Source organism: Kitasatospora sp. NBC_01266, assembly GCF_036242395.1.
Classification (GTDB): domain Bacteria; phylum Actinomycetota; class Actinomycetes; order Streptomycetales; family Streptomycetaceae; genus Kitasatospora.
In genome coordinates, this window is the sequence record NZ_CP108458.1 from 904,925 (window position 1) to 926,831 (window position 21,907).

General features: G+C 71.9%; 17 protein-coding genes and 1 pseudogene. 10 read left to right on the forward strand and 8 right to left on the reverse strand.

Translation table 11 applies throughout. The annotated features are described in order from the left end of the window. Positions 1 to 359 precede the first annotated feature (359 nt). Entirely contained in the window at positions 360 to 791 is a 432-nt protein-coding gene (locus OG403_RS04040) for an NUDIX hydrolase (RefSeq protein WP_329561472.1), read from the forward strand. A 54-nt stretch (positions 792 to 845) separates the two neighbouring features. On the opposite strand, the gene OG403_RS04045 is transcribed toward OG403_RS04040, so the two are convergent. Then, positions 846 to 1,289 carry a MarR family winged helix-turn-helix transcriptional regulator gene (locus OG403_RS04045; RefSeq protein WP_329561474.1) on the reverse strand — a complete coding sequence of 148 codons (444 nt, stop codon included), beginning with the start codon at positions 1,287 to 1,289 and terminating at the stop codon, positions 846 to 848. 157 nt (positions 1,290 to 1,446) lie between these two features. On the opposite strand from OG403_RS04045, the gene OG403_RS04055 reads away from it, so the two are divergent. The 3 genes from OG403_RS04055 to OG403_RS04065 all read left to right on the forward strand — a co-directional run bounded on the left by OG403_RS04055 (position 1,447) and on the right by OG403_RS04065 (position 5,862). After that, positions 1,447 to 3,444, forward strand: coding sequence for an aldehyde dehydrogenase family protein (locus OG403_RS04055; RefSeq protein ID WP_442910858.1), 1,998 nt, complete (start codon positions 1,447 to 1,449; stop codon positions 3,442 to 3,444). An 89-nt stretch (positions 3,445 to 3,533) separates the two neighbouring features. Further along, positions 3,534 to 4,874, forward strand: coding sequence for a lanthionine synthetase LanC family protein (locus OG403_RS04060; protein ID WP_329561475.1), 1,341 nt, complete (start codon positions 3,534 to 3,536; stop codon positions 4,872 to 4,874). Positions 4,875 to 4,884: 10 nt separating this feature from the next. Then, entirely contained in the window at positions 4,885 to 5,862 is a 978-nt protein-coding gene (locus OG403_RS04065) for a GlxA family transcriptional regulator (protein ID WP_329561476.1), read from the forward strand. Between the two features lie 179 nt (positions 5,863 to 6,041). Here the strand turns inward: OG403_RS04065 and OG403_RS04070 are convergent, their stop codons facing one another. The 4 genes from OG403_RS04070 to OG403_RS04085 form a co-directional block, all read right to left on the reverse strand. Then, positions 6,042 to 6,755, reverse strand: coding sequence for a hypothetical protein (locus OG403_RS04070; RefSeq protein WP_329561478.1), 714 nt, complete (start codon positions 6,753 to 6,755; stop codon positions 6,042 to 6,044). 75 nt (positions 6,756 to 6,830) lie between these two features. After that, positions 6,831 to 7,679, reverse strand: coding sequence for a hypothetical protein (locus OG403_RS04075; protein ID WP_329561479.1), 849 nt, complete (start codon positions 7,677 to 7,679; stop codon positions 6,831 to 6,833). Positions 7,680 to 8,029: 350 nt separating this feature from the next. Continuing rightward, on the reverse strand, positions 8,030 to 8,296 hold the full coding sequence (locus OG403_RS04080) for a hypothetical protein (RefSeq protein ID WP_329561480.1): 267 nt from the start codon (positions 8,294 to 8,296) through the stop codon (positions 8,030 to 8,032). Between the two features lie 191 nt (positions 8,297 to 8,487). Then, positions 8,488 to 9,024, reverse strand: a complete 537-nt coding sequence (locus OG403_RS04085) for a helix-turn-helix domain-containing protein (RefSeq protein ID WP_329561482.1) — start codon at positions 9,022 to 9,024, stop codon at positions 8,488 to 8,490. Positions 9,025 to 9,176: 152 nt separating this feature from the next. On the opposite strand from OG403_RS04085, the gene OG403_RS04090 reads away from it, so the two are divergent. The 4 genes and pseudogenes from OG403_RS04090 to OG403_RS04105 form a co-directional block, all read left to right on the forward strand. Continuing rightward, positions 9,177 to 9,869, forward strand: coding sequence for an AzlC family ABC transporter permease (locus OG403_RS04090; protein WP_329561483.1), 693 nt, complete (start codon positions 9,177 to 9,179; stop codon positions 9,867 to 9,869). Next, positions 9,866 to 10,210, forward strand: a complete 345-nt coding sequence (locus tag OG403_RS04095; protein ID WP_329561484.1) for an AzlD domain-containing protein — start codon at positions 9,866 to 9,868, stop codon at positions 10,208 to 10,210. The genes OG403_RS04090 and OG403_RS04095 overlap by 4 nt, the downstream gene beginning before the upstream one ends. Before the next feature lie 386 nt (positions 10,211 to 10,596). Continuing rightward, positions 10,597 to 10,980: a transglycosylase family protein gene (locus OG403_RS04100; RefSeq protein WP_329561485.1), complete on the forward strand. Its 384-nt coding sequence runs from the start codon at positions 10,597 to 10,599 to the stop codon at positions 10,978 to 10,980. 85 nt (positions 10,981 to 11,065) lie between these two features. After that, positions 11,066 to 12,184: pseudogene (locus OG403_RS04105) on the forward strand (IS701 family transposase); the annotation flags it as partial. A gap of 198 nt (positions 12,185 to 12,382) precedes the next feature. Here OG403_RS04105 and OG403_RS04110 read toward each other — a convergent pair. Together OG403_RS04110 and OG403_RS04115 are read right to left on the reverse strand one after the other, a co-directional pair. Then, entirely contained in the window at positions 12,383 to 12,976 is a 594-nt protein-coding gene (locus OG403_RS04110; protein ID WP_329561486.1) for a dihydrofolate reductase family protein, read from the reverse strand. Between the two features lie 195 nt (positions 12,977 to 13,171). Next, complete coding sequence (locus tag OG403_RS04115; RefSeq protein WP_329561488.1) at positions 13,172 to 14,128, reverse strand: alpha/beta fold hydrolase; 957 nt, start codon at positions 14,126 to 14,128, stop codon at positions 13,172 to 13,174. A 425-nt stretch (positions 14,129 to 14,553) separates the two neighbouring features. On the opposite strand from OG403_RS04115, the gene OG403_RS04120 reads away from it, so the two are divergent. Then, positions 14,554 to 16,764 carry an alpha-galactosidase gene (locus OG403_RS04120; protein WP_329561489.1) on the forward strand — a complete coding sequence of 737 codons (2,211 nt, stop codon included), beginning with the start codon at positions 14,554 to 14,556 and terminating at the stop codon, positions 16,762 to 16,764. Positions 16,765 to 16,868: 104 nt separating this feature from the next. Here OG403_RS04120 and OG403_RS04125 read toward each other — a convergent pair whose 3' ends face one another. Then, the gene (locus OG403_RS04125; protein WP_329561490.1) at positions 16,869 to 19,661 is read right to left on the reverse strand and encodes a SpoIIE family protein phosphatase; all 2,793 of its coding nucleotides are present in this window, start codon (positions 19,659 to 19,661) and stop codon (positions 16,869 to 16,871) included. A 116-nt stretch (positions 19,662 to 19,777) separates the two neighbouring features. On the opposite strand from OG403_RS04125, the gene ligA reads away from it, so the two are divergent. Beyond that, positions 19,778 to 21,850 carry an NAD-dependent DNA ligase LigA gene (gene ligA, locus OG403_RS04130; RefSeq protein ID WP_329561491.1) on the forward strand — a complete coding sequence of 691 codons (2,073 nt, stop codon included), beginning with the start codon at positions 19,778 to 19,780 and terminating at the stop codon, positions 21,848 to 21,850. Positions 21,851 to 21,907 lie beyond the last annotated feature (57 nt).

The following is a 21,907-nucleotide window of genomic DNA, read 5'->3' on the forward strand; positions in this document are numbered from 1 at the left end:
GGAACAAAGGACCGCCGATCGCAGTGCCGACCGAGCCACCGCCAAGCCTTCCGCTGAGTCAGGCCAGACTGCTCGTTCGACAGCGGCTCGGCGCCCTGCAGCTCAGCGCTCTGCGGAAGAACCAGACGTACCGGAATATGTTCCTCACCTCCGGCATCCTCGTCGCCCACGGCACCTTTCTTGCCCTCCGGCCGCGGGGCCAGCTGGACGGCAAACCCTGGGCAAAAGAGCATCGCCTACGACGACGAACCAGGCTGGACGACCTGCAGGACGCAGACCGGCAAGAGAACGTTGCACGTCGACGGAGGCTGGCTCCTCCACTGACCTGTCCCGCCTCACCACACAGAAAGCAGACCACCATGCAAGCGCGAGTCCGAGCCGTCCTCCTCACCCCGAACAACACCATGCTGCTGATCAAGCGCATCCGCCCCGGCATCCCCGCCTACTGGGTCATCGTCGGCGGCAAGGTCGAACCGACCGACTCGAGCCCCGAGGACGCCCTGCTCCGCGAGGTGCGCGAGGAGATCGCCGGCGAGGCCCGGATCGTCTCGCTCCTCCACACCATCGAAAACGACGACGAGCACCAGGACTTCTACCTGGCCACGATCGAGAAGTGGAGCTTCGAGGACCGCACCGGCCCTGAGTTCAGCCAGGAGGGGCGCGGCGAGTACCTCCTGGAGGAGATCCCGCTCACCACCACGGCGCTCGACGCCGTGAACCTCCTGCCCGAGGAGTTCGCCGCCGTGCTGCGCGAGGCTGTCGAGCGCGGCGAACTCATCGCCGCTCGTTAGCGCTCGATAGAGACCTCGGGCTCGTTCGAACGCACGCCACAAGCCCGGGAAACCTCAGAGCGCCCCCTCCGGGAACACCCGCCCCAGCAGCGCCAGCAGACTCGACCGCTCCTCCTCGCTCAGCCGCTCCAGCCCGCTGAGGCCGGACATCACCCGCGCGCGGATCCGGTGGACGGCCTGCTCCCCCTCCTCGGTCAGCAGCACGTTCTTGATCCGCCGGTCGGCCGGGTCGACCTCGCGGCGGACCAGGCCGCGGCTCTCCAGGCGGTCGACGATCCCGGTGATGTTGGAGGCGTCGCAGGCGAGCAGCTCGGCCAGGCTGCGCATCGATCTGGGCTCGCGCAGCAGGCTGAGTGTCTTGCCCTGCATCAGGGTCAGGCCGCTCTCGGCCGCCATCGCGGCGAACTGCCGGTAGTACGCCGCCGCGGCCCGCGCCAGCTCGTCCATCAGCCGGGTGGGCGTGGGGGCGGGGGCGGGCGGCACGGTGGGCTCAGTCATGGCTGAAGTCTACGGGAGATTGCTTGACATCCTCAATCTTTCAGGTCTACCTTCGACCTATTGCTTGAAGGCATCAACCATCTAGGACTTCAAGCCTGGCCCGCTCCGCCCCGCGCGCCGTCGGACCTCAGCCACTGCCAAGCCTGGAGCACCACCCATGACCTCCGTTCTGTTCGTCGTCACCGGCGCCACCCACTGGACCCTGGCCGACGGCACCGCGCACCCCACCGGCTTCTGGGCCGAGGAGCTCGCCGAGCCGCACCGGATCTTCACCGAGGCGGGCCACCGGATCACCATCGCCACCCCCGACGGTGTCGCCGCCCCTGTCGACCGGGGCAGCCTGAGCGCGGCGGCCGCCGGCGGGCAGCAGCGGGCCGAGGAGCTCGCCGGCTATCTGGAGTCCATCCGCGAGGCGCTGGAGCACCCGGCCAAGCTGGCGGAGGTCGACCCGGACGACTACGACCTGGTCTTCTACCCGGGCGGCCACGGCCCGATGGAGGACCTCGCGGTGGACGAGGCCTCCGGCCGGATCCTGACCCGGACCCTGGAGTCCGGCCGGCCGCTGGGCGTGGTCTGCCACGCGCCCGCCGCGCTGCTCGCCGCCCGCCGTGAGGACGGCAGCTGGCCGTTCGCCGGCTACCGGATGACCGCCTTCAGCAACGCCGAGGAGGCCGCGGTCGGCCTCGCCGAGAAGGCCCGCTGGCTGGTCCAGGACCGGCTGGTCGAGCTCGGCGCCGACTTCGTGGAGGCCGCGCCGTTCACCCCGCACACGGTGGTCGACCGCAACCTCTACACCGGCCAGAACCCCGGCTCCTCCGCCGAGTTGGCCCGGACGCTGGTGCGGGCCGCGGCCACCGAACCGGCCGCCGTGGTGGCCCGGCTGCGTGCGGGCTTCGACACCGGCCGGACCCGGCCGCTCGCCTGGCGGCTGGCCCAGCTGGCCGCGCTGCGCGCCCTGCTCACCGAGCAGTCCGATGAGTTCCTGGCCGCGCTCCGGACCGACCTCGGCAAGAGCGAGACCGAGGCCTACCGCAGCGAGATCGGCTTCACCCTGAACGAGCTGGACCACACGGTGGCGCACCTGGCGCAGTGGCTGGCCCCGCGCCCCGCCGCCGTGCCGGCCGCCTTCCGGCCCGCCGAGGCCCAGGTGGTCCGCGACCCGCTCGGCGTGGTGCTGGTCATCGCACCGTGGAACTACCCGCTGCAGCTCGCCCTGGCCCCGGTGGTGGGCGCCCTGGCGGCCGGCAACACCGTGCTGGTCAAGCCCAGCGAGCTGGCCCCGGCGACCTCGGCGGCGCTGGCCCGGCTGCTGCCGCGCTACCTGGACCGCGAGGCGGTGGCGGTGGTCGAGGGCGCGGTGCCGGAGACCACCGCGCTGCTGGAGCAGCGCTTCGACCACATCTTCTACACCGGCAACGGCGTGGTCGGGCGGATCGTGATGGCGGCCGCCGCCAAGCACCTCACTCCTGTCACCCTCGAACTCGGCGGCAAGAGCCCGGCGTTGGTCGAACCGGGTGCCGACCTGGCGGTCACCGCGCAGCGGATCGCCCGGGGCAAGTTCCAGAACGCGGGCCAGACCTGCGTCGCCCCCGACTACGTGCTCGCCATCGGCGACACGGCCACCGCGCTGGAGGCCGAACTGGCCACCGCCGTCGAGGCGTTGTACGGCCAGGACCCGGCCGCCAACCCCGAGTACGGCCGGGTCGTCAACGAGCGCCACCACGACCGGCTCACCGCGCTGCTGGGCGACGGCCGCCTGGTCGTCGGCGGCGAACACGACCGGGCCGCTCGGTACTTGGCGCCGACCGTGCTGGCCGATGTCTCCCCCGAGGCACCGGTGATGCGGGCGGAGATCTTCGGGCCGGTGCTGCCGATCGTCGCCGTGCCCGACCTCGACGCGGCGATCGCCTTCATCAACGAGCGCGACAAGCCGCTCGCGCTGTACGCGTTCACCGACTCCGAGTCGACCAAGCGGCGGCTGACCGAGGAAACCTCCTCCGGTGGCCTGGTCTTCGGCCTGACCGTCTCCCATCTGGCCGTCCCCGAGCTGCCGTTCGGCGGCGTGGGCGAGAGCGGCATCGGCCGCTACCACGGCGAGTACTCGATCGAGACGTTCAGCCACCCGAAGGCCGTACTGGACAAGCCGCTGAGCTGACCGGGTCGTTGAGCGACCGCCGGGCCGGGTCCGAACCGCGGACCTGGCCCGGCGGTCGACGGCATGCGAAGCTCTCCGCCATGGTGACGATGCGACCGCATGATGCCCATGACGCCGAGAGTCTGGCAACCGGGGCCCTGGACTGGCTCCTCGGCTCCGCGCGGGAGACCGGGACCGGCCTGGCCTGGCCGACCAGACCGACCGATGACGAGCTCAACCCGATGCTCTACAGCGGCACCGCCGGCATCGTGCTGGCGCTGCTGGAGGCTCAACGGCACTTCCAGGACGACCGGTACGGCGACGCCGCGCTGCGCGGTGCCCGGAGCATCGCCGCCGCCGTCGAGGACTGGGAGCACAGCTCGCTGTACTTCGGTCTGACCGGGATGGCCTTCGCGTTGCGCGCCGCGCACCGGACGCTGGGCGACGCGAGGGCCGGCGCCGCCGCGGACCGCGCCCTGGACCAGGTGCGTTCGCGGTTCGACGGGACGCGCTGGAACGCGCAGTTCGAGCTGCTCGGCGGCAACGCCGGTATCGCGCTGGGCGCGTTGGCCACCGGCGACACCGAGCTGGCCCTGCTCGCGGTAACGCCCTATCTGCGCACGGCGGAACAGACCCCGGGCGGTGTCCACTGGCAGACCCGCACCGGCCGACCGGCGCGGCTGCACCACATCTCGCACGGCACGCTGGGCGTCGTGCACGCGCTGGCCGCCGTCGGCCGGGCGACGGACCGCGCCGACCTGATCGAGCTCGCGGCGGTCGGCGCCTCGGACGTGGTGGCCCGCGACGAAGCCGGCCCGACCGGCTTCCTGGTCCCCCACTCCGACCCGCAGGACCAGCCCGAGCGGAACACCCGCTACAGCTACGGCTGGTGCAACGGCCCGACCGGTGACGCCCAGGTCTTCCGGCTACTGCGGGAGGTGCTGGGCGACCGGGCGTGGTCGGCACTCGCCGACCGGTGCTGGCACACCGTCACCAACTCCGGTCTGCCGCAGCCGCTGCGGCCGGGCTTCTGGGACAACAGCGGCCACTGCTGCGGGACGGCGGGAGTGCTGGCGCTGGCCTGCGACCGGTATGTCGAGCAGGGCCAGGGGCTGGACTTCGCTGGCATCCTGGTCGCGGACCTGAACTCCCGGGCGACGGTGGATGCCGATGGTGCGCGCTGGTCGAACGTCGAACCGAGCGCCACCCCGAGCCGGCTCGAACCGCAGACCGGCTGGGCGATGGGCAACGCCGGCATCGTTCGCGAGCTGCTGCGCTTCGTGCGCCTCGGCACCGGCGGCGACCCGGCCTACGCGATCACCTGGCCCGACCATCCGATCGCCGTGCCGCAGCAACTGCCCGACCACCCAGCCGCCGTACCGCGCCAACCGCCGGGCACCGCCCCCGCCGAGGCCACCGAGGCCACCGAGGCCACCAGACCCCGGACGTAGGCTGAACGTCATGACAGCCCCCGCCCGACAGGTCGTGATCATCGGCTACGACCAGGCCGAACTGCTCGACATCGCCTGCGTCAGCGCCACCCTCGAGGCCGCCAACCAGCTCGGCGCGGACCCGCTCTACCGGGTCCGGCTGGCCTCCCCGCAGGGGCGCCCCGTGCGCGCGGCCGGCGGGCTGGCGCTGTTCAGCCAGGCCGCCGTCGAGAAGCTCCGCGGGCCGCTGGACACCCTGGTGGTCGTCGGCGGGCCGGGGCATCTCGGCGCGGCCGGCGACGGCGGACTGCTCGACCAGGTGCGCCGGCTGGCCGCCCGCAGCCGCCGGGTGGCCTCGGTCTGCACCGGCGCGAGCATACTGGCGGCGGCCGGCCTGCTGGACGGGCGGCGGGCCACCACCCACTGGGCGTACGCGCGGGGGCTCGCCCACCAGTACCCGGCCGTCACGGTGGACCCGCGCCCGCTGTACATCATCGACGGCGAGGTCTGCACCTCGGCCGGCGTGACCAGCGCGCTGGACCTCACCCTCGCCCTGGTCGAGGCCGACCACGGCCCCGAGCTCACCCGGTCGATCGCCCGCTGGCTGGTCACCTACATGCAACGGCCGGGCAATCAGGCCCAGTTGTCACCCCATGTGCAGGAGGCGCCACCGGCGCACCGGGTACTGCACCAGGTCGTCCGCCACATCGCCGGGCACCTGGACGCCGATCTGTCCACCGCCGCGCTGGCCGCCCTCGCCGACGTCAGCGCGCGGCATCTGTCCCGCCTCTTCCTCGACCAGCTCGGCGAACCCCCCGCCCGCTACGTCCGCACCGTCCGCACCGAGGCCGCCGCGACCCTGCTGGAGACCACCGCCCTACCGCTGACCGTCGTCGCCCGCCGCTGCGGCTTCGGCTCCACCGAGACGCTGCGCCAAGCGTTCCAGGCACGCTACGGCAGCCCGCCCTCGGCGCACCGCGCCACGCTGAGCCGGGCGACGGCGGGTTAGCAGCCAAGTTCATTTGCCGGCCACCGCAGCAAGCAGCTGACGCACCATCAGATCCCGTACCACAACTGACCGGCAGCGCGAAACGCCCCCACGCCGGGCGGGAGGGCGTTCGCACTGCCGGTCAGCTCAGCCGGTCAGCTCAGCCAGTCAGCTCAACTGGTCAGCTCAGCGCATCGGGCTTACCACCAGCGGTGGCTGGGGTACCAGCTCCAACCGTGGTGCACGGGCCGCGAACCGCTCCCCCCGCTGGTCGGGGCCGGCGCCGGGGTGGGCGTCGGAGCGGGAGCCGGCGCGGGAGCCGGGGCAGGAGCCGGCGCCGGGGTCGGGGTCGGGGTCGGCGTGGTGCTCGCCGAGCCCTGGATGTTGTTGTAACGCAGCGGCGTGTACGAGCTGGTGGGCCAGCCGGCCAGCGAGCTGGCGCTCAGGTCGCCCTGGTACTCGCTGGTCAGCACGCGCGAGTTCTGCTCGGAGTAGTAGTTGAAGGTCCCGGCGGACTGGTCGATCCAGTTGCCGAACAGAATGACGTGCTCGTCGGTGTAGTCCAGCGCGTCGCCCGGCTGCAGCTGGCTGCTGCTGATCTGGGTGGAGACGCTGGGCAGCGTCTGGGTGACCAGGCTGTCGGACAGGTGCCAGGCCATCGAGACGAAACCGGAGCAGTCCTCGCGGTAACTGCCGTTGCTGTCCGTGTAGTAGGCGCCCTGGTTGTACGGCACGCCTTCGCTGACCCAGCTCTGGGCCCGCTGGATGACCTCGGTCGGCGAGATGCTGCCGTCGACGGACGAGGCGGCGTGCGCGGGGACGGCGGCAAGCAGGGAGGCGGCGCCGGCGCCGACGAGGCCGACGGCCCAGCGGCGGAGATGCGGGCGGCGCGAGGGCATGCGGTGCTTGGGCATGGTTATCTCCAGGGACGGGAGAAGTGGCAGGAAAAGAGAACTGGCAGGGGGAGAGAAAGGGGAGAGAGGGGTGGATCAACCGAGCCGATGGGCGACCGCTGTGAGCAGGTCCGCATCGGATCGGGTGCTGTAGGGGGCGGCGGGTACACCGGCCCATTCGTCGAAGTGGACGACGGCGAGGGTGCTGCCCTGCTGGACGGCGTAGAGGTGGTCGGTCTGCACGCCGGATGCGGAGAACCCTTGCACGCCGGTCCAGTGACGTGACCAGGCGGTGCCCTGGCCGGTGGTGGCGGTCTGGGCGACCTGGGCGTCCGCGGTACCGAGCGACTTGGTCTGCAGGGCGCGGGACGCGGCCTGGCAGCCGCCCATCTGGCTCACCAGGCTCTGGTAGGCGGACCGGGCGGCCGAGGCGTCGTGGAAGCTGAACAGGTCCTGCTCGGCGGGCGTCTGGTAGACGCTGACGTAGCCCGACTGCTGCCAGACGGCGGCCCCGGCGATCGACGCGCACTCGTTGACCTGGACGGTCCGGCTCACCGCCACGGTGCGTGGCGCGGCCAGCGGCTTCCACTGCTCGACCGAGCCGGCCGGCAGCTCGGCCACCGACAGCGACACCCCGCCGGGGAAAGCCACCGCCACCGGGCCGCCCGCAGCACCGCCAGTCGCAGCAGCGCCGCCCGCAGCCGCACCGCCCGCAGCGGCACCGCCGGTCGACGGCGAGGCCGCCGCGCCCGGAGCCCCCGCCGCGACGGCGCTCGCCCCGGCGGCGGGCTGTCGCCCCGCACCGCCCCCGCCGCCCCCGCCGCAGGCGGTGAGCAGGACGGCCAGCAGCCCGACCGCGCCGACCACACCACAGACGGCAGCGCGGCGGATCCGTCGTCGGCGGGCACGTCGGGCATGGCGTGGTGGCAGAGCGGAAGCGGGCATCGGGTCTTCCCTGGTGAGGTCGCCGGTCCGCGGAGCGGACACGGGTGATCAAGGCGTGGCAGCGCCTGGGAGCTGAAGCGGTGAAGGTCCCCGGCGGCCGTTGCCGCCTCCGTCCTCGGAGCCGAGGAACCGGTCGGGTGCCCGGATTCTTGCCCGATCGTTCGAATACTGTCAATTGCGCATAAGACCTCCGGCAGTGTGTTCAGAAGCACTCCGCCGATCCGTCCGGAAGCCGGTAGCTTGGGTCGGTCGTAGTGGTCGCGATCGCCACCGCATGACGAAGGCGCCCACCGTGACGGTGGGCGCCTTCGTCATGACGCAGCGGTCCTTCGGGTGGCCTGGACCTGGTCCTAGTTCACGTACAGGTCGGCCGCGCCGAGGATGCCGGAGCCGGTGAAGCCGGGGTTGAACGGCGTCCAGGTGCAGTAGAACGACGTCCACTCGTGGTTGGCGACGCCCAGACTGCCCTCGGTCGAGCACTGGTCCTGGTAGAAGTACTCGGCGTGCCAGGTGTAGCCGGGCGCGGGGGCCGGCGCGGCCTCGGCGGTGCCGGCGGTCACCAGGCCGGCCCCGATCGCCAGTGCGAGCGCTGCTGCTGTACGGAAACGTCGAGTCATGCCACGAGCCTTTCGGTTGCGGGGGAAAGGAGTTGAGCACCGACTCCGCCGAAGCGAGCCGAGAGAAGGCTATTGAACTGGTCTGGACCAGTCAATGGATTCCGTTCATCTCAGCTAACAGGCAGTGGACATGCCACACCTGGGCAGTCCGACGGTGCGTCACCTCGCCTCACAAGCAACCGAGTTGACGCCTACCCGTGCTCCGAGACCAGCACGGCGCGCGTCCCGGCCTCCAGCGCCTGGAAGAGGTGCGGCAGGTCGCCCGGATAGGCGATGTAGTCACCCGGGCGCAGTTCCACCGGATCGTCGGCAAGGCCGACCAGGGCGCGACCGGTGCTCAGGATCACGTGCTCCACGACGCCCGGCATGTGCGGGTCGGAGACCCGGCCGGGGCCCGGCTCGGCGGCGATCGAGTAGATGTCGCGGCGGGCGTTCGGCGGGCCGGCGGCCAGCAGGCTCGCGCGGTAGTCGGCCTTAGCGGCGGCAAAGGTGGGACCCTCGTCGGCCCGGATCAGCTGGACCTGCGGGCGCGGCGCGTCCAGCAGCCGGGCGAACGGCGTGTCCAGGGCCACGCAGAGCGCCCAGAGCGTCTCCAGGCTGGGATTGCCGGTGCCGGACTCCAGTTGGGACAGCGTCGACTTGGCGACCCCGGCCCGGCGGGCGACCTCGGTCAGCGAGAGACCGGCCCTGGTCCGCTCCCTGCGCAGCGAGGCGGCGATGACCTTCAACGGAGCAGCCGGGGCACCGGCCACAGCCGAGGCAGCCGGGGCACCAGCGATAGGGGGGCCAGCGGGGACATCATCGGGCGCCATGCGTTCGCTCCAGCGGTCACTCGTTCGTTCTTGACTATCACCGATCCGACATGTTCATCATAGACGCCATGCGTTCGATATGGAGAACACTCGATCGTGCCCTGCGCCATGACATCGCGATGGTCTGCCTGGCCGTCGGGGTGATCGGACTGTCCTACGGAGCAATCGCGGTCGCCGCCGGCCTGCCGCCGTGGTTGCCCGTACTGATGAGCTGCCTGGTACTCGCCGGTGCCTCGGAGTTCCTCTTCGTCGGGATCGTCGCGGCCGGCGGCAGCCCGATCGCCGCCGTCGCGGCCGGCCTGCTGGTCAACGCCCGGCACCTGCCCTTCGGCCTGGCCCTGCCGGACATCCTCGGCACGGGCCGACGACGCGCGCTCGGCAGCCACCTGATGAACGACGAGAGCGTCGCGTTCGCCCTCGCCCAGCCCGACCTGCCACGCAAGCGGGCCGCCTACTGGGCCTGCGGCGCGGGTGTCCTGGCCTGCTGGCCCACCGGCGCGCTGCTCGGGTCGCTGATCGGCTCGGTGGTGCGCGACACCGATGCGCTCGGCCTGGACGCGATGTTCCCGGCCGTGCTGCTCGCCCTGGTCCTGCCGGCCCTGCGCGACCACGCCAAGCGGCGCGCCGCAGCCGCCGGTGCGGTGATCGCGCTGGCGACGGCGCCCTTCCTGCCCGCCGGGCTGCCGGTCCTGCTGGCGCTGGCCGGACTGGCGGTGCCGGGGCCGCGCGCCGGGACGACCCGGACGGAGGCGTCGGCATGACCGGCCACACCCCCGCCCTGCCCGGCCCCACCACGCTGGTCGTCGCGGCCCTCGCCCTGGCGGTCGGCACCTTCGCCTTCCGCTTCGCCGGGCCGCTGCTGCGCACCCGGATCAGCGTCCCGCCCTGGGCCGAGGCGCTGCTGGCCACCTCTTCCGTCGTGCTGCTCACCGCCCTGGTGGTGACCACCACGTGCTACCAGGGCCACGGTTGGGCCGGCACCGCCCGGCCTGCGGGCGTGCTGGTGGGCGGCGTGCTGGCCTGGCGGCGGCTGCCCTTCGTGGCGGTGATCCTGGCCGCCGCCGGCACCACGGCGGCGCTTCGGCTGGCCGGACTCAGGTGACGCCCACCCGTCCGGTGTGACCTGGACCATCCGGCGACCGCTTTCGGGTCGCGCCGGCGTGGGCGCTGGGTCAGCGGCCGCTCACCACGGGTCGACAATGTGCGCGGCCTCACGCGGCACCACCGGTGACGGCCACCACATCCACCCCGCCACCGACACCCACGACCCCGCGCCCACCGCACCCCCGACCCCCACCTACCCCCGGTAACCAGCCCCTGACCAGCCACTTCCCCACAAACCCTTGGTGCCCACCCGCACCCCCCGTAGCTTCGAAACCAGCGCGGCAAGCACCACCCACCGCACCACCCACCGCGCACCCCCACACCACCACCAGGCCCCCCGGCCTGGTTCCGCCTGCCCCCAGCACGCCGACCGAGAGGAACCGCATGACCGTCCGCAACGCGACCACGAACGACACCACCGCCCGCAAGCGCAACCGCCGACGCATGGCCGTCCTCGGCGGCGCCCTGGCCACCCTGCCGATCGCCGGTCTCGTCACGGCCACCGCCTCCTCCGCCGCCACCACCAGCACCTGGGACAACGTCGCCCAGTGCGAAGCCAGCGGCAACTGGTCCATCAACTCCGGCAACGGCTTCTACGGCGGCCTCCAGTTCACCTCCTCCACCTGGGCCGCCTTCGGCGGCACCCAGTACGCCCCCCAGGCCAACCAGGCCACCCCCGCCCAGCAGATCACCATCGGCGAAAAGGTCCTCGCCGCCCAGGGCCCCGGCGCCTGGCCCATCTGCTCCGTCAAGGCCGGCCTCTCCTGACCCACCCGCCGAGCGGCTAGTACTGCAACTGCACTTGCGTGACGATCATGGTTTTGGCTCGTTGAAGTGACTGTGTGCTGAAGAGCTGACGGTTGAGCAGGTCGAGTCGTGGTCCGATGGCATAGCCGGGTTCCATGCCCGGTTCGCCCACCATTTCGGCAGGTCGGAGCCCCGCGAGCGGGCGCTGGACTACCTGAGGGGGCTACTGGCCCCGCTGGAGCGGAAAAACGGCTGGACGCTGTCCGAGCAGGTCGGGCAGCTGCGCCCGGACTCGGTCCAGCGCCTGCTCAACCACTCCGAGTGGGACGAGGACGCGGTCCGCGACGACGTGCGCGACTACGTGGTGGAGACCATCGGCACCAGGGACGGCATCCTGATCGGAGACGACACCGGCTTCCTGAAGAAGGGCACCAAGTCCGCCGGCGTCCAACGCCAGTACACCGGCACCGCCGGCCGGACAGAGAACAGCCAGATCGGAACGTTCCTGGCCTACGCCTCGACCAAGGGCCGTGCGCTGATCGACCGGGAACTCTACCTTCCCGTCTCCTGGACAGATGACCGCGAGCGCTGCCGAGCTGCCGGCATCGACGACGAGATCCCGTTCGCGACCAAGAACGAGCACCTCAAGTGGATGCTGCAGCGCGCGATCGACGCCGGGGTCCCGTTCGCATGGGTGACCGCCGACGAGGCGTACGGGCAGGTGAAACACCTGCGCTCCTGGCTGGAGGAACGAGGCGTCGCCCACGTGCTGGCCACCAAGGTCAACGACACCGTCATCACCACCAGTTGGGCCGATATCCGCGTGGACTCCCTGATCGCCGCCCTGCCCCGCCAGGCATGGAAACGCCTTTCCGGCGGGCAGGGCGCACACGGCGAACGGATATACGACTGGGCCCGCGTCGCGATCCGCCCCGTATGGGAGAACGGCTTCGGGCACTGGGTCCTGGCCCGCAGGTCGGTGAGCGACCCCACCGAGATCGCCCACTACGTCTGCTACGGCCCCGTCGACACCCGCCTGAAAGACCTGGTCAAGGTGGCCGCGGCCAGGTGGGCCGTGGAGGAGTCGTTTCAGATCGCGAAGAACGAGTGCGGCCTGGACCACTACCAGGTCCGGCTCTACCGCGCCTGGTACCGCCACATCACCCTGTCCATGGCCGCACTCGCCTACCTGACCGCCCTACGCGCCCAGGAAGCCACAAAGGGGCACCGCAGACGACGAGCAAGACCTCATACCCCTGAGCGTCCCGGAGATCCGCCGACTGATGGGCCACCTCGTCAAACCCCGCCACCAGACCAACGAACACCATCTGCACTGGTCACGCTTCCGACGACGCAGCCAAGCCCGAGCACGCCGATCCCACTACAAACGCCGAGGCCACACTCCCCAGATGCGGTTGCAGTACTAGCCCCGCACCGGCCGGTAGGTGCACACGGTCACCCCCGTGCCACTGGTGACCGTGGAGACCAGCTCCATCGTGCGCAGCACACCGTCCCGCGGGAAGATCGTCTTCCCGCCGCCGAGCAGCACCGGCATCACGATCAGCCGGAGCTCGTCCACCAGGTCCTCGCCCAGCAGGGTGCGCGCCAGGGTGGGGCTCCCCATCACCAGCAGGTCCCCGCCGTCCCGTCCGTGCAGTTCCCGGATGCCCGCGACGGCCCGGTCCCCGGCGATGCGCGTGGTGTTCTCCCAGGTCAACTCGGCGTCACCGAGCGTCCCGGAGACGACGTACTTCTGGATGGCGTTCATCCGGTCGGCGAACTGGTCGCCGGCCCGCTCGGGCCAGGCGGCGGCCATGGTCTGCCAGGTCCGGCGCCCGAACAGCAGCGCCTCCGCCTTCGCCAGCGCCTCGGCGAAGGCGCCGCCCACCACCTCCGGGTCGAAGAAGGGGTGCGTCCAACCGCCGTGCGCGAAGCCGCCGTCGGTGTCCTCCTGCGGCCCGCCGGGGGCCTGCACCACACCATCAAGGCTGATGAACTCAGTGATCACGATGCGCACGGGACTTGCTCCTCTACCGGGCTGTTCGGGGTGACAGCGGCCGTCTGACAGGGAGACGACGAGACGGCGGGACGAAGAGTCGCACGCCGCACCGACATCATGAGGCCCGCCCGGTCCCGCAGCGGTGATGCGGGACCGGGCGGGCCTCATGTTTCGCCCGACGCGGGCTCGGCCGCACGGACCGTCAGGTGTCGCTCAGCCCCGGTCCGAGGACTCCCGATGCGTGAAGCGCTCGACGATCGGGGCGAACGCCGCCGCGTCCTGGAACAGGAAGGCGTGACCGGCGTCCGGATACAGCACCAGCTTCGCGCCGCGCACGTCCTGGCGCAGCAGGTGGTCGTTGGCGACCGGGTTCAGCGCGTCCTGCGTTCCATCGGCGACCAGCGTCGGCACGTGGATGCGGCCCAGCTCGCGGCCCGCCGGCTCCTGACCCGCCATCCACTGCCCGATCGCCGCGTCCTGCTCGGCCTTCACGGCGGGTGAGGCCGCGTAGTAGTGCGGGTACTGCAGGATGCCCGCGACGTAGCCGCGCGCCGCCGCGCCCTGGTCCGCCGGGAACAGGACGGACATCACCACGCTCAGGTCGGGGCTGTCCAGCGCGGCGGCGGCCGCCGGCGGAATGGGCAGCGACGCCCCGCTGCCGGCCTGGGTGGCCGCCAGCACGAGTCGGCCCACCTGGGCGGGGTGCCGCACGGCGAGGGCCTGCGCGATCATGCCGCCCATCGACCAGCCCAGCACGGTGGGCCGGTGCAGCCGCAGCGTCGCGATCAGGGCGCTGGTCTGCTCGGCCATCGCCGAGATGGTCAGCGGCCCGGGCAGTGCGCTGGTCTCGCCGATCCCGGCGTTGTCGAAGACCACCACCCGGTGCCGGGCGGCCAGCGCGTCCACCAGGCTCGGCGCCCAACTGTCCATGCCCGCGCCGCGCCCCGCGATCAGCAGGATCGGACTGCCGGTGCCCACCTCCCGGTAGCCGACGTCCCCTGCGGCGGTGTGCGCGGTCTGCGTCTGCGCGCCCAGGATGCCCGCCGGCTGCGCCGAGGCCGGCGCGAACCCGGCGACCGCGACCGTCGCCGCCAGCGCGACGGCGGTACTCAGCACGCCCCGCCCTGCCCGGCGCATCGCCCTGCTCCGCTCCCGTACCTTCTTCGGCATGCCACTCCCCCGAGTCTGACGGATCTTCAAAAGCCGTGTACCGCAGCCGATCTGACGACTTCGACAGACGGTGATCGCCCGCCAGCGTAGCGGATGCCGAGCCGCCCGCTCCTGTCGGCCGCACCCACCTCCCAGCTGCGTCCTTCGAGTGGATCTGAACACAAACTGACGCAAGATCACATTTACGCACAATGCTGAGCGCCCAGCAGAGGCATGTCAAGAGTCCGCACAAAACACCCAATCCACGGACCTGACCCACTATCAGCCGCCGTCGCGCGGAGTCTTGACATCGGCGCGCAACCTGGCTGTCATATGTCCAGCCGTTTGAACCTGTTTATTTCTGTCCGTTCATGTGACTGCAACTACAGCCCGCCCCACGCTCCAGCCCCGCCCCCACCCCCACCCCCGTTCCTCGGAGGCCCTCCTTGCGCACCTCCCCCACCACCCTGGGCAGACTGCTCAAACCAGCCCTCGTCCTCGCCCTCACCGTCGCGGCCGCCGCTCCGCCCCTGCTGCTCGGCACCGCCACGCCCGCCCACGCCCAGGACAACGGCGCCTCCGTCACCCCGCCCATGGGGTGGAGCAGTTGGAGCTTCCTGCGCCGCAACCCCACCGAGGCGAACATCGAGGCGCAGGCCAAGGCGATGTCGACCTCGGGACTCGTCTCGCACGGCTACCAGTACGTCAACATCGACGACTTCTGGTATCTCAACCCCTCGACCACCGTGGACAGTTACGGCCGCTGGGTGACCGACACCAGCAAGTTCCCGGACGGCATGGGCTCCGTCGGCAACTACGTCCACAGCCTGGGTGAGAAGTTCGGGATGTACCTGACGCCGGGCATCCCGGTGGCCGCCTACAACCAGAACACGCCGATCGCGGGAACCTCCTTCCACGCCCGCGACATCGTCTCGAACACCACCAGCTACGAGGCCAACTACAACTTCGGCTCCGGGTCGATGTACTACATCGACTACACCAAGAACCCGGCCGCCGCCCAGGCGTACCTGAACTCCTGGGCCGACCAACTGGCCTCCTACGGCATCGACTACCTCAAGATCGACGGGGTCGGCGACTGGGACGCCGCCGACGTCCAGCACTGGTCGCAGGCCCTCAACCAGAGCGGCCGCACCATCCACCTGGCCCTGTCCAACTCGCTGGACGTCAACAACGCGGCCACCTGGCGTGCCAACGCGAACAGTTGGCGGATCGACAGCGACATCGAGTGCTACTGCTCCGTCGGCTCCTACCCGCTCACCGACTGGAGCAACGTCGCCTCCCGCTTCCAGGACGCCCCGGCATGGACGCCCTACGCCGGCCCCGGCGGTTGGAACGACCTGGACTCCGTGGAGGTCGGCAACGGCAGCAACGACGGTCTGACCCCGGACGAGCGGCAGAGCCAGCTCACCCTGTGGGCCATCGAGAACGCCAACCTGATGCTCGGCACCGACCTGACCAACCTCGACAGCTCCGACCTCTCCCTGCTGACCAACGACGAGGTCATCGCCGTCGACCAGGCCGGCCACCCGGCCACCCCGGTCGACCGGACCAGCCAGCAGCAGGTCTGGTCCGCGCCGAACGGCGACGGCAGCTACACGGTCGCCCTCTTCAACCTCTCGTCCTCCCCCGAGACCGTCACCGCCCACTTCCCGGACCTCGGCTTCAGCGGCTCCGCCACCGTGCGCGACCTGTGGAGCCACACCGAACTGGGCAGCTCCACCGGCACGTTCAGCGCCACCCTGAACCCGCATGCCAGCCGCCTGCTGCGGGTCACGCCGAGCACCGGCAGCCACTACACGACCCTGCACTACAACCTGGTGAACGTCTCCTCCGGCCAGTACCTGTCCGTCAACGGAGCGTCGACCGGCAACGACGCCGGCCTGGTCCAGGAGCCGGCCGACGGCACCACCGACCAGCAGTGGCAGCTGGTGCCGACCGGCGACGGCTCCTACAAGATCGACAACGTCAACAGCGGCCTGCTCGCCAACATCCCCGGCGGCAGCCGGACCAGCGGCACCCAGCTGATCCAGTACCAGGACGACAACGCCGCCAACTCCCACTGGCAGCTGACCAGTACGGGCAGCGGCTCGTACACCGTCACGGCCCGCTCGGACGGCCAGAACATGGACGTGAACGGCAGCGCGGTCATCCAGGCCACCCCGAACAGCGGCGCCGACCAGCAGTGGAAGCTGGTCCCGGTGCCCGTCCCCGGGATGCAGTACAAGCTGGTCAACGCCCTGAGCGGGGGCCGGATGGACGTCAACTACGACTCCACCGCGGATGACGCCTCGATCGTGCAGTGGCAGGACAACGGGGCGGCCGACCAGCTGTGGACCCTCGCGGCCACCAGCACCGGCTCGTACACCATCACCAACGTCAACAGCGGCAAGCTGCTCAACATCCCCGGCCCGAGCACCATCGAGGGCACCGGCCTGATCCAGTACCACGACGACGGCAACAGCAACTCCCGCTGGACGCTGGTGGACGCCGGCCCCAACCAGGTCCAGTTGCAGAGCGTCTACGACGGCCAGCTGGTCGACGTGGACAACGGCTCGCTGACCGACGGCGCCACCGTCCTGCAGTGGCCCGACAACAACGCCGCCAACCAGAAGTGGAGCCTGGTGCCCACCTCCTGACGCCCGGCGCCACCCGATCGCGGCAGCCGGACCGGAGCCTCGCGCTCTGGTCCGGCTGCCGACCAACGTCCAGCCGCCGGCCGCCAACTGCCCGCCACCGCCCGCTACCCGAGGTCCGGCAGCTCCCCGAAGTCCGGCAACTGTCCGATCCCCGAACCCGGTTCGCCGCCCAGCAGCTGCTCGGCCCAGATCACCTTGCCGGTCGCGGTGTGCCGGGTGCCCCAGCGCTCGGCGAACTGGGCGACCAGGAAGAGCCCGCGCCCGCCCTCGTCCATGCTGGCGGCGTAGCGCAGGTGCGGCGAGGTGCTGCTGCTGTCGGACACCTCGCAGATCAGCGTGCGGTCGCACAGCAGCCGCACCTGGATCGGCTCGGTCGCATAGCGGATCGCGTTGGTGACCAGCTCGCTCAGGATCAGCTCGGTCACGAACGCCAGCTCCTCCAGCCCCCAGCGGGCCAGTTGCCGGCTGACCGCCGCGCGGACCTCGCCCACCGCCGCACCGTCCGCCGGCACCTCCCACTGCGCGACCTGATCACTCGTCAGCACCCGGGTGCGGGCGACCAGCAGGGCCACGTCGTCCACCGGGCGGGCGGGCAGCAGTGCGGCCAGCACCGCCTCGCAGGTCTCCTCCGGCGCCCGCCCGGCCTGCCGCAGCGCGCCGGCCAGCCGGTCGAGGCCCTCGTCGATGTCCCGCTCCCGGTCCTCCACCAGCCCGTCGGTGTAGAGCACCAGCGTGCTGCCCGCCGGCAGCCGCAACTCGGCCGCCGAGAACGGCAGTCCGCCCAGCCCCAGCGGCGGTCCGGCGGGCACCTCGGGGTACTCCACCGTGCCGTCCGGGTGGACCAGCGCGGGCGGCGGATGACCCGCCCGGGCCATCGTGCAGAGCCGCGAGACCGGGTCGTAGATCGCGTAGAGGCAACTGGCCCCGGTGACCACGTCGCTGTCCGCGCCGGCCGTCTGGTCCTGGTCCAGCTGGTTGACCAACTCGTCGAGATGCCCGAGCAGTTCGTCCGGCGGCAGGTCGAGACCGGAGAAGTTGAGCACCGCGGTGCGCAGCCGGCCCATGGTCGCGGCGGCGTGCAGGCCGTGGCCGACCACGTCGCCCACCACCAGCGCGACCCGGGCACCCGGCAGCGGGATGACGTCGAACCAGTCGCCGCTCACGTCCGCCTGGGCCGGCAGGTAGCGGTAGGCGACATCCAGGGCGTTCTGCTCGGGCAGTCCGTGCGGCAGCAGGCTGCGCTGCAGGGTCACGGCCATGGCGTGCTCGCGGGTGTAGCGGCGCGCGTTGTCGATGCTCAGCGCCACCCGGGCGACGATCTCCTCGGCGAGCGACTGGTCGTCCTCGTCGAAGGGTGCCGTCCCCTCGGCCCGCCAGAACTTGGCGAGCCCCAGCAGCACCCCGCGGGCCCGCAGCGGGACCCTGACCACCGAGTGGACGCCGAAGTCCAGCAGCGCTCCGGCCCGCTCCGGGTCCTGGGTCAGCCAGTCGGTGGACGAGCGCAGATCGGGGTCGCGCACCGCGTGCCCGCTGTCCAGGCTCCAGGCCTGCGGGGTGGCGGGCCGGATCACGATCACCTCGCCCACCGGGTAGAACGGCGAATCGTCCCGCACGCCGCTGACCGCCACCCGGCGCATCGGCACCGAGCTGCCACCGGGCGGCTCCGCCCCGTTCAGCACCGGATCCGCCAGGTCGACGGTGACGTAGTCGGCGAACCGCGGGACGACGAAGTCCGCCAGCTCCTGCGCCGTCCGGGTGATATCCAGGCTGGTGCCGATGGCCACGGTGGCGTCGTAGAGCAGCTTGAGCCGCCGGCGGGCCGCCTCCGCCTTGTCCGAGAGCGCGTGCAGCTCGGTGGAGTCGCGCAGCGTCGCCACGCTGCCGGGCGGCCCGCCGACCCGGTCGGTGAGCCGGGTGTTCACCACCAGCAGCCGCTCACCGGTGAGCAGCACCGCGTCGTTGATCGGCTCCCCGGAGACCAGTTGCTCGGCCGCCCGCTGGTCCAGGCCCAGCTCGGTGACCAGCCGCCCCTCGGCGTCCGGCGCCAGGTCGAGCAGCCGGCGCGCCTCGTCGTTGGCCAGCAGCAGCCGCCCGTCGCCCCCGATGACCAGCACGCCCTCGCGCACCGCGTGCAGCACCGCGTCGTGGTGCTCGTACATCCGCGTCATCTCGGCCGGCCCGAGGCCGCGCGTCTGGTGCAGCAGACGCCGGCTGGCCAGCGCGCTGCCCGCGGTCGCCAGCACCAGCGCCCCGGCCGCGGTACCGAGCACCAGGGGCAGCTGGCGTTCCACGACCCCGCTCACGTGGCTGATGGTGATCCCGGCGGAGACCAGTCCGACCACCTTGCCGTTGCTGTCGTGGACCGGGACCACGGCCTGCACCAGCGGCCCCAGGGTCCCGTTGAGCTGCTGGACGACCACCTGGCCCTGCAGGGCCGGCTGGTAGATGCCGACGAACTTGTGCCCGATCCGGGCCGGATCGGGATGGGTGTAGCGGATGCCGTCGGTGTTGAGCACCACGATGAAGTCCACCCGGGCGGCCTGCTGGGCCGCCACGGCCTTCGGCTGCAGGATCGCGGTCGGGTCGGGGGACTCCAGCGCGGCCACGATCCCGGGCGAGTTCGCGAAGGTCTGGGCGACGGCCACCGAGCGGTTGCGGGCCTCCTGGGTGGCGTCGCGCTGCGACTCCAGCACCAGCGCCAGCACCGCCGCCAGCACCAGCAGCAGCACCACGACCACCTGCAGCGCGAACACCTGCCCGGCCACGCTGCGGATACCCCGACTGAACCGCGGCCGCCGGTTCGCGGACCCTTGATCCGCAGCGGGCGGCTCACGCCGATTCCCCCCGGATCGGCCGGTGAACGGGGCGGTCGAGGATCTGACCGGCAGCCGGGCCATGCCCTTTGTCTACCCCCGATCGGCCCCGCCAGGCCACCGGGCGGCCGATGAGACCACTCCGTCCGGTGACGAGCCGCCCGGCGGCCGGGCTCCGAATGTCAGTGCGGTTCGAGACGATGGTCGACATGAAGGACACCGCCGCTCTGGCCACCCCCACCGCCTACGCCGAGGCCGTCAGCACCGCCGTCCAGGCCGCCGCGGCGTACTACGCCGACGGCACCACACCACTGGGCGACGACGAGTACGACGCCCTGGTCCGCGCCATCGAGGCCTACGAGGACGCCCATCCGGGCGAGGTGCTGCCCGGCTCCCCCACCGGCAAGGTCGCCGGGGGCGCGGCGGTCGGCGATGTCCCCCATTCGGTGGCGATGCTCTCGCTCGACAACGTCTTCTCCGCCGAGGAGCTGGCCGGCTGGGCCGCCGGCCTGGAGCGCCGGCTGGGCCGTCCGGTGGCCGGCTGGTGCGTGGAGCCCAAGCTGGACGGCCTGGCCGTGGCCGCCCGCTACCGGGCCGGTCGCCTGGTCCAGCTGCTGACCCGTGGCAACGGCCTGGCCGGTGAGGACATCACGCACGCCGCGGACGCCGTCCTCGGCCTGCCCGCCGCCCTGGCCCAGCCGCTCGACCTCGAGCTGCGCGGCGAGGTGCTGCTCACCCAGCGGCAGTTCGAGCACGCGAACGCGGTGCGGACCGAGCACGGCGCCACGCCCTTCGCCCACCCGCGCAGCGGAGCCGCCGGCACCCTGCGCGCCAAGGACCGCCCCTACCGGATCGAGCTCACCTTCTTCGCCTACGGAGCCGTGGGCCTGGCCCCGCTCGGCCTGGACACCCTCGGCCACGCCGCGCTGCTCACCCACCTGGCGGATCTCGGGGCCAACACCGCCGCGACCACCGCCGCCCACCCGCTGCACTGCGCCACCCTGGCGGAGGTCCAGCAGCGGGTCGAGGAGATCGCCGCGCTCCGCGCCGAGCTGCCGTTCGGCATCGACGGCGTGGTGGTCAAGGCGGACGCCGCCGCCGACCAGCAGCAGGCCGGCGCCGGCTCCCGCGCGCCGCGCTGGGCGGTCGCCCGCAAACTCTCGGCCCAGCACAAGGTCACCAGGCTGCTCGCCGTGGAGTGGAACGTCGGACGCACCGGCGTGATCGCCCCGCGCGGCGTGCTGGAGCCGGTGGTGATCGACGGCGTCACCGTCAGCTACGCGACCCTGCACAACCCGGCCGACATCGAGCGGCGCGGCCTGCTCCTCGGCGACCAGGTCTTCGTCCACCGGGCCGGCGACGTGATCCCCCGGGTGGAGGCCCCGCTGGTCGAGGAACGCACCGGCGCCGAGACGCCGATCGCCTTCCCCCAGGTGTGCCCCCGCTGCGGCGACGCGATCGACCGTTCGGAGCAGCGCTGGCGCTGCGTGCGCGGCCGTTCCTGCCAGGCGGTCGCCTCCATCCGGTACGCCGCCGGGCGCGACCAGCTGGACATCGAAGGCCTCGGCGGCACCCGGGCCGTCCAGCTGGTCGACTCCGGCCTGGTGCGTGACCTCGCCGACCTGTTCACCCTCACCAAGGCCCAGCTGCTCACCCTGGAGCGGATGGGCGACACCAGCGCCGACAACCTGATCGCCGCCCTGGAGACGGCCCGGCGCCAGCCCCTGCACCGGGTGTTCTGCGCGCTCGGCGTGCGCGGCACCGGCCGCACCATGTCCCGCCGGATCGCCGCGCACTTCGGCAGCATGGCCGCGATCCGGGCCGCCGACGCCCAGACGCTGGCCCAGGTCGACGGCATCGGGCCGGAGCGGGCTCAGCTGATCGTCAGCGAGCTCACCGAGCTGGCCCCGGTGCTGGACCGGCTGATCGCGCAGCAGGTCGGCACGGCCGTCACCGAGCCCACCGGGCCGACCGCCACCGCCACCGCCACCGGGTCGGACGCCGAGTCGGCCGGCCCACTGGCGGGCCAGGCCGTGGTGGTCACCGGCAGCATGACCGGCGCGCTGGGCGAGCTGTCCCGCACCGAGATGAACGAGCTGATCGAGCGGGCCGGCGGCAAGGCCTCCTCCTCGGTCAGCAAGCGCACCACCCTGCTGGTCGCCGGCGAGAAGGCCGGTTCCAAGCGGGCCAAGGCCGAGGAGCTGGGCATCCGGATCGTCACCCCGGCGCAGTTCGCCGAGCTGGTCGCCGACCAGCTCGCCCATCAGGGTTGAAAGGCGGAGAAATGAGCATAAAAGGTCCAACAGGGGGCGGGTGACAGGCACCGCAGC

Excerpts from the sequence above, each read along its gene's own strand:
- OG403_RS04080 (WP_329561480.1), bottom strand. The coding sequence starts at position 8,296 with ATGACTCGACGTTTCCGTACAGCAGCAGCGCTCGCACTGGCGATCGGG.
- OG403_RS04065 (WP_329561476.1), top strand. The coding sequence starts at position 4,885 with ATGACAGCCCCCGCCCGACAGGTCGTGATCATCGGCTACGACCAGGCC.
- OG403_RS04125 (WP_329561490.1), bottom strand. The coding sequence starts at position 19,661 with ATGGCCCGGCTGCCGGTCAGATCCTCGACCGCCCCGTTCACCGGCCGA.
- OG403_RS04115 (WP_329561488.1), bottom strand. The coding sequence starts at position 14,128 with ATGCCGAAGAAGGTACGGGAGCGGAGCAGGGCGATGCGCCGGGCAGGG.
- ligA (WP_329561491.1), top strand. The coding sequence starts at position 19,778 with ATGGTCGACATGAAGGACACCGCCGCTCTGGCCACCCCCACCGCCTAC.
- OG403_RS04060 (WP_329561475.1), top strand. The coding sequence starts at position 3,534 with ATGCGACCGCATGATGCCCATGACGCCGAGAGTCTGGCAACCGGGGCC.
- OG403_RS04045 (WP_329561474.1), bottom strand. The coding sequence starts at position 1,289 with ATGACTGAGCCCACCGTGCCGCCCGCCCCCGCCCCCACGCCCACCCGG.
- OG403_RS04090 (WP_329561483.1), top strand. The coding sequence starts at position 9,177 with ATGCGTTCGATATGGAGAACACTCGATCGTGCCCTGCGCCATGACATC.
- OG403_RS04075 (WP_329561479.1), bottom strand. The coding sequence starts at position 7,679 with ATGCCCGCTTCCGCTCTGCCACCACGCCATGCCCGACGTGCCCGCCGA.
- OG403_RS04040 (WP_329561472.1), top strand. The coding sequence starts at position 360 with ATGCAAGCGCGAGTCCGAGCCGTCCTCCTCACCCCGAACAACACCATG.
- OG403_RS04095 (WP_329561484.1), top strand. The coding sequence starts at position 9,866 with ATGACCGGCCACACCCCCGCCCTGCCCGGCCCCACCACGCTGGTCGTC.
- OG403_RS04055 (WP_442910858.1), top strand. The coding sequence starts at position 1,447 with ATGACCTCCGTTCTGTTCGTCGTCACCGGCGCCACCCACTGGACCCTG.
- OG403_RS04100 (WP_329561485.1), top strand. The coding sequence starts at position 10,597 with ATGACCGTCCGCAACGCGACCACGAACGACACCACCGCCCGCAAGCGC.
- OG403_RS04070 (WP_329561478.1), bottom strand. The coding sequence starts at position 6,755 with ATGCCCAAGCACCGCATGCCCTCGCGCCGCCCGCATCTCCGCCGCTGG.